Annotated in this window: 6 protein-coding genes and 1 pseudogene; 4 read left to right on the top strand and 3 right to left on the bottom strand. The window is 70.3% G+C overall.

Features of this window, described 5'->3' with window-relative positions; all coding sequences use genetic code 11:
- Window positions 1-4: 4 nt before the first annotated feature.
- Window positions 5-610, bottom strand: coding sequence for an FHA domain-containing protein (locus tag D471_RS0101930; protein WP_017597065.1), 606 nt, complete (start codon window positions 608-610; stop codon window positions 5-7).
- A gap of 421 nt (window positions 611-1,031) precedes the next feature.
- Between D471_RS0101930 and D471_RS41540 the strand changes: the two genes are divergently transcribed.
- The 4 genes from D471_RS41540 (at window position 1,032) to D471_RS0101915 (ending at window position 4,355) form a co-directional block, all read left to right on the top strand.
- On the top strand, window positions 1,032-1,481 hold the full coding sequence (locus D471_RS41540; RefSeq protein ID WP_241479548.1) for a hypothetical protein: 450 nt from the start codon (window positions 1,032-1,034) through the stop codon (window positions 1,479-1,481).
- Window positions 1,457-2,236, top strand: coding sequence for an RNA-guided endonuclease InsQ/TnpB family protein (locus D471_RS41535; protein ID WP_241479547.1), 780 nt, complete (start codon window positions 1,457-1,459; stop codon window positions 2,234-2,236). The genes D471_RS41540 and D471_RS41535 overlap by 25 nt, the downstream gene beginning before the upstream one ends.
- A gap of 286 nt (window positions 2,237-2,522) precedes the next feature.
- On the top strand, window positions 2,523-2,954 hold the full coding sequence (locus D471_RS0101920) for a DUF3017 domain-containing protein (protein WP_017597064.1): 432 nt from the start codon (window positions 2,523-2,525) through the stop codon (window positions 2,952-2,954).
- A gap of 183 nt (window positions 2,955-3,137) precedes the next feature.
- Complete coding sequence (locus D471_RS0101915; protein ID WP_017597063.1) at window positions 3,138-4,355, top strand: NADP-dependent isocitrate dehydrogenase; 1,218 nt, start codon at window positions 3,138-3,140, stop codon at window positions 4,353-4,355.
- A 556-nt stretch (window positions 4,356-4,911) separates the two neighbouring features.
- Here D471_RS0101915 and D471_RS0101910 read toward each other — a convergent pair.
- Both D471_RS0101910 and D471_RS32595 read right to left on the bottom strand, forming a co-directional pair.
- Window positions 4,912-6,201: an LCP family protein gene (locus tag D471_RS0101910; protein ID WP_017597062.1), complete on the bottom strand. Its 1,290-nt coding sequence runs from the start codon at window positions 6,199-6,201 to the stop codon at window positions 4,912-4,914.
- A gap of 141 nt (window positions 6,202-6,342) precedes the next feature.
- Window positions 6,343-6,635: pseudogene (locus tag D471_RS32595) on the bottom strand (GHMP kinase); the annotation flags it as partial.

The following is a 6,635-nucleotide window of genomic DNA, read 5'->3' as shown; positions in this document are numbered from 1 at the left end:
GAGGTCAGCTGGCCCGGCGGGAGGAGCCGCTGGTGGGCATCGGGCGGACCAGCCCCAGCGCCACGACCTCGTTGGCCAGGCGGGTCCGGCGGTTCTGCCCCTCGGGAATGCGGAACTTCTGGTACAGCCGCAGCAGGTGCTGCTTCACCGCGGCCTCGGTCACGACCAGGGCCTCGGCGATGTCGCGGGCCGTGGCGGGGGCGACGAAGGCCTCCTCCGACAGCGCGGGCTGGCACAGGGCGGTGAGCACGTCCAGTTCCCGGCGGGTCAGTTCGGGGGCCGAGCCGCGCCGGAGTTCGATGTCGGGACTGATCTGCTCACGCGGCAGCCCGCCCACACGGCAGCGTGCCGTGCCGAAACTCACGACGTCGTCCTCCTCCAGCACCCGCCGCGCGATGGGGCGGCCGTTGACGCGGGTGCCGTTGCGGGACAAGCCCAGGTCGACGACGTAGACGTAGGGTCCGCGGCGGACGAGCTCGGCGTGGAGCAGTGAGACGCTCGGGTCGCCGAGCCGGACGTCGGCGCCCTCGCCGCGTCCGACGGTGGTGACCTCACCGGTGAGCTGACGGATGTCCCCGGTCTCTTCGACCCGGAGGTAGGGCCCGTCCACGGTGACTCCTCCCGGGCTGGTGGTGTGGCGCGGCCGACGGGGGTGCGGGTGACGGTGGGGGAGCGGTGGTCGTCGAGTGGTGGCTGCTCGGTCTGCGCGTTGCGTGGGCTTCATGGGGGTCGGTCCTCGCTCGCCGTTGCACTCGTCTCAGGTTGGATTACCCGGGTGGTACGCGTTCTACGCGCTTACTCCGGAGTTAGGCGGATACGGCGCGGAAACACACCCGTATGACCATCCAGAAGTGGGTAACGGTCGGAGAGGCCATCGATGGGCGACGGGACCGATTCCGTGAGCGCTGGGGCTCCGGCGACACGAATCACCGGCCGGGCGGTGATTCGCCCATCCACAGATGAAGTGATCCGCCTCATGCCAATCGGGGATTCTCCTTGGTCCGTCGGCGTTTCCCGCCAGATTGCCGACCGTGACGACACCACCACAGTGGGGCGAGGAGGCCGGGCATGCCCGGTACACCTTCCGGCTGCGTGTGTCGTCCACCGCCCACCACGCCCTTGTGCGGGAGTGGGGGCGGTGTCGGTGGGTGTGGAACCAGTGCGTCGCCGCTTCCCGCGCCGCGGACAAGACCGGGGAGAAGTGCGGTCCGGCACGGTTGGACCGGATGCTCACCGGCTCGCGCGCCGCCAGGAGGTGGCTGCGTAAGGGTGGGTCGGTGCCCCAGCAGCAGACCGTGCGCGACTTCGCCGACTCGCGCGCCAAAGCCTTGAAGGACGTCAGGAACCGCCTGCCCGTGCGGCAGCGGGCCGGAATGCCCCGGTTCAAGAGGAAGCACCAGGCCGATCCGACGTTGAACTACACCCGGCGGGGGTTCCGCCTCAAGGACGGGCGTCTGTGTCTGGCCGGGGGATCGTCCTGACCGTGGTGTGGTCGCGCCGGTTGCCCGACCAGCCGTCGAGCGTGCGCGTGTACCGCGACAGCCTCGGACACTGGTACGCGTCCTTCGTGGTCCCCGCCCGGGTTGAGCCCCTCCCTGAGACGGGGCGGGTGATCGGTGCCGACTGGGGTGTGAAGGAGATCGCGACCACCAGCTCGGACGAACACGACCTGCCGCACGCCGAACACGGCAGGAAGGCCGCGCGGCGCCTGGCCCGCTACCAGCGGATGATGGCCCGCCGCAGACCCGCCCAGGGACAGAAGGCCTCCAAGGGCTACCTGCGGGCGAGGAAGCACGTCGCGAGGGCGCACGCGAAGGTGGTCCGACAACGCCAGGACACCGCCCGCAAGTGGGCCAAACGGGTGGTGCGCGACCACGACGCGATCGCGGTCGAGGACTTTCGCCCCCGATTCCTGGCCAGGACGTCGATGGCGCGCAAGGCGGCCGACGCGGCGATCGGCGCGACCAAGCACGCCCTGGTGGAGATGGGCCGCAAGCACGGCCGGGACATGCGCCTGGTGCACCCGGCGCACACGACGATGGACTGCGGCTGGTGTGGTGCGAGAGCTAAGCACCGCCTGGCGCTGTCGGAGAGAACCTACACCTGCACCGCCTGCGGCGTGTCCCGACCGAGGGACAAGAACTCCGCGCACGTGGTGCTGGTCCGGGCGGGTCTGGGCCCGGCTGGTGTCGAGGGCACAAGACCCGGGCGTCCGCGGGACGCTCGGGCGGCCTGAGCCAGGAATCCCCGCACATCTCATGCCGGGAGGGGACTCGATCACGGTTCCCCTTCCTGCGGAGAGGGGAGCAGTCAATACAATGGGCCGCGTCTCGTCCGCTCGGGCGGCGGTATGCCCCGCAGCGGACCCCCGTAGCCACCTGGTCGGTGCGGCCCAGCGGCGCCATGCCCTTTCGGACACGTCGCCGTGTGCCGTGTGGCCGATCTGTGCCAGCTGCGGGACGAGTACGTGGACGAGCCGCGCGGCGGCCGGTCACATTTGGATCGAACGGGTCGGACGCGCGGTGGACAAGGCGGGGCAGGCGGAGTTGGCGGACAGGGAAGAGGGCACCCCGGAGGAGACTCCCGGAGCGCGGGAGCGCGCCACCGAAGGCCCGTCTGAGGGCGGGCGCGGCGACGCCGGCCCGGTCCCGGACCCCGAGGGAGCGGCCCCGGATCGTCCGAAGGTGCCGTTCTGGCTGGCCCAGGTGCCCTACGCCCTCGTGCTGGCGACCCTGTCCGCCGGGATCATCGTGGTGGCCGCCGCGCACTTCAAGCGGGGTCCCGCGATCATCGCCGGGGCACTGCTGCTGGCCGCCGCCTTCCGTCTGGTGCTGCCCAAGGACTGGATCGGACTGCTGGCCGTCCGCCGGCGCTGGATCGATCTCGTCACGTGTGTCACCCTCGCCGGTCTGCTCATCGTGTTGGCATGGGTGGCGCCGCAACTCTCGGCCTAGCGGTGGAATAAGCTTGATGTCGAGATACCGCGACACCGACAAGCCACCGCCTCCCCGGTATGCACGGACACCGGGCGGGATCAGGGGATTTGCCGAGCGGGCGGGGCGGTCACGGCCACGAACCGTGACCGTGCGCGGCCGTGTGAGGCGGTAGCCACAGACTGAAGGGACAGCCACACAGCCATGGCCAAGATCAAGGTCGAGAACCCCGTAGTCGAGCTCGACGGTGACGAGATGACCCGGATCATCTGGTCCTTCATCAAGGACCGTCTGATCCTTCCGTACCTCGACATCGACCTGAAGTACTACGACCTGGGCATCGAGGAGCGTGACCGTACCGACGACCAGGTCACGGTCGACTCCGCCAACGCCATCAAGCAGTACGGCGTCGGCGTCAAGTGCGCCACCATCACCCCGGACGAGGCCCGGGTCGAGGAGTTCGGACTGAAGAAGATGTGGCGGTCGCCCAATGGCACCATCCGCAACATCCTCGGCGGTGTCGTCTTCCGCGAGCCGATCATCTGCGAGAACGTCCCCCGGCTCGTCCCGGGTTGGACCAAGCCGGTCATCATCGGCCGCCACGCCCACGGTGACCAGTACAAGGCCACCGACTTCAAGGTCCCCGGCCCCGGTTCGGTCACCATGACCTACACCCCGGCCGACGGCGGCGAGCCGGTCGAGTTCGAGGTCGCCAACTTCCCCGAGGGCGGCGGCGTCGCCATGGGGATGTACAACTTCCGCAAGTCCATCGAGGACTTCGCGCGCGCCAGCCTGAACTACGGCCTGGACCGCAACTACCCGGTCTACATGTCCACCAAGAACACGATCCTCAAGGCCTACGACGGCATGTTCAAGGACGTGTTCCAGGAGATCTACGAGACCGAGTTCAAGGAGAAGTTCGACGCCGCGGGCCTCACCTACGAGCACCGCCTGATCGACGACATGGTCGCCGCCGCGCTCAAGTGGGAGGGCGGCTACGTCTGGGCGTGCAAGAACTACGACGGCGACGTGCAGTCCGACACCGTCGCGCAGGGCTTCGGCTCCCTGGGCCTGATGACCTCGGTCCTGCGCACCGCCGACGGCCGCACGGTCGAGGCCGAGGCCGCGCACGGTACGGTCACCCGCCACTACCGCCAGCACCAGCAGGGCAAGCCCACCTCGACCAACCCGATCGCCTCCATCTTCGCGTGGACCCGCGGTCTGGAGCACCGGGCCAAGCTGGACAACACCCCGAAGCTGACGGAGTTCGCCAACACCCTCGAGGACGTCGTCATCAAGACCGTCGAGGGCGGCCAGATGACCAAGGACCTCGCGCTGCTGGTCGGCGGTGAGCAGGAGTGGCTCACCACCGAGCAGTTCCTCGCCGCGCTGGACGAGAACCTGTCCAAGCGTCTGGCCTAGGCGGTGCCCGCCCGGGCCCCCGCGTCGCCGCCGGGACGGCACACCCCCTGGGGTGATCGTTCCGAGGAGCCGGGCACGGGTTCGGGTGAGATCTCGGTCACGCCCGGGTGTCCCCCACAAGGGGACGCCCGGGCGTCGTCGTATCCGGGGGCGCGTACGTGCCCCGATCGTCCCGATCGCGCTGTCGGCGGGCGGTTTTGGCCGCCCCGGCGATCGAACTTTCCCGGAGTGTTTTCCGTGTTCGGCGCACATACGGGGGGCTCGGGTGCGAGGATGGAGGGGTCGCGCCGCGAGGGTGATCGCCGGGTGCGACATAGGCCACGCGAGTAGGATTTACACCTTTCGCGAACTTTGACCTATTGTGGAGTCACGCCGGTGAGAACCGGCAGGCCAGAGAGGGTGACAGCCCCTCTGAGCCACCACGAACCGACGTGCCGGCCGTGCGCCCGCTGGGGGGTAGGCGCGCACAGTACGGAACGTCACGAAGAAGGGCCCGTCGCCTCGTGCGACGGGCCCTTCGCCTTTTCTTCGCGCGCTCGTCACCTCGCGCCGGGGCTCAGTCCTCCATGGCGCTCTCCGGGATCGGCTCGCCCGCGCGCATGGCCGCGAACATCTCATCCGAGCGGGCCTCGTCCCAGATCACCACGGACCCGACGTTCGGCAGCGTCGGCGTCTCACCCACGGGCACCGCCGTGGTCCGCGTACCGCCGCGCATCGCCAGCATCATCGTGGCCAGGTGCCGCATGTGGACGTCCTCGTCGACCAGGAAGGTGTCCGTGCCCGCCGAGATCAGCGGCACCGCGCGGAACGGGTTGAACATCGTCGACGGCGCCGACGCCTTCTCGACCAGCACGGAGAAGAACTCGCGCTGCCGCTGGATCCGGTCCAGGTCGGCGCGCGGGGTGGCGCGGGTCCGCACGTAGCCCAGCGCGGTGCCGCCGTCCATCACCTGGCACCCCGCGTCGATGTCCAGACCCGCCTTCGGGTCCTCCATCGGCTCCTCCGGGCACAGCTCCACGCCGCCGAGCGCGTCCACCAGGCCCACGAAGCCGCCCATCCCGATCTCGACGTAGTGGTCGATGCGCACGCCCGAGGCGTTCTCGAAGGTCTCGACCAGGGGGCCGGGGCCGCCGCAGACCTCCTCGCCCGCGTCGTCGGCGCCGCACACCGCGTCCGCGAAGGCCGTGTTGATCTTGTTGTCGGCGTAGCCCGGAATGGCCATCGGCACGTAGGAGTCGCGGGGGACGCTGACGATGGTCGGATCCCCGTCCTCGGGGATGTACAGCACCATGATCGAGTCGGTCCGCCGCCCCTCGGCGTAGCCGGTGGCCAGCTCGTCCATCTCGTCCTCGCTGAGCCCGTCCCGGCTGTCGGAGCCGACGATCATGTACGTCGTCCCCGGCTGCTCCTGCGGCCTTCCCTCGTAGTCGGACAGGGCGTCGACGCGGTTCAGCCGTCCGTCCGCCCAGAGGTAGATGGCGGCCGGGGGCACGATCAGGACGATGAGTAGAACCGCCAGGACGGTCAGCGCGATGTTCCTGACCCGGTTGTGGCGCCGCTCCCGGGTGCGGCGGGCCTTGCCGGTGCCGTCGTACTCGCGTGCGGCGCTGTGCGTCCGGCTCCGCTTCTGCGAGGTCCGCGGCTTGGGCACGGGGCGCCGCGGCGGCGCCTCGTCCGCGGTTGGGACCCGCCTCGCCCCGCCCAGGGTTCGCTGCTCCGACTCGCGTTCGCGGTACAGCCGCTCGAACTCGTCCGGCTTACCGGGGTCGCCCGCGCGCCGGAACACACCCGGACTGTCGTGTTCACCGGTCGGGCCGGAGTCGCCCCGGTTCCGTGGGTCTGCCATCGAATCGCCTTATCCGCTCCGCACTTCACGTCGACCGCGTCGGTCCGTCGTGTGTGTGATCGCGGAAACTGTAGCGGGGTTCACTCCGAAGACGGAGAGCCGCCCTCGGCCCCGGAGGGACCCGCCGGGGCACGGCTCGGGTCAGCGCAGCCGGTGGGCGCCCGCCGACGGAAGCGCGGGACGGACGCGGGGAGGGATCCGTCCGCGGTCGGCGAACGCCCGGGTGAGGGCCCGTTCGATCCGCTCCGCCCGTTCCTCGCCCACCAGCGCCACGGCGGTCCCCGCCCAACCGGTCATCCGCACACCGCGCGCACCGGAGAGGGCGGCGGTCTCCGCGGCGAGCTCGACGCCCCCCGAAGGCAGGCCGAACCCGCGCAGGGACAGATGGGAGGCCTCCAGGACGGGACCGACCTCCCCGGCCCGGCCCGCGCGCA

The sequence above is a fragment of the Nocardiopsis lucentensis DSM 44048 genome, assembly GCF_000341125.1.
In the GTDB taxonomy this organism is placed as follows: Bacteria; Actinomycetota; Actinomycetes; order Streptosporangiales; family Streptosporangiaceae; genus Nocardiopsis; species Nocardiopsis lucentensis.
This window is presented reverse-complemented; position numbering and strand designations above follow the sequence as displayed.

What these genes read in the sequence shown, in the direction of transcription:
- D471_RS0101915 (WP_017597063.1), top strand. Translation starts at nt 3,138, where the DNA reads ATGGCCAAGATCAAGGTCGAGAACCCCGTAGTCGAGCTCGACGGTGAC.
- D471_RS0101910 (WP_017597062.1), bottom strand. Translation starts at nt 6,201, where the DNA reads ATGGCAGACCCACGGAACCGGGGCGACTCCGGCCCGACCGGTGAACAC.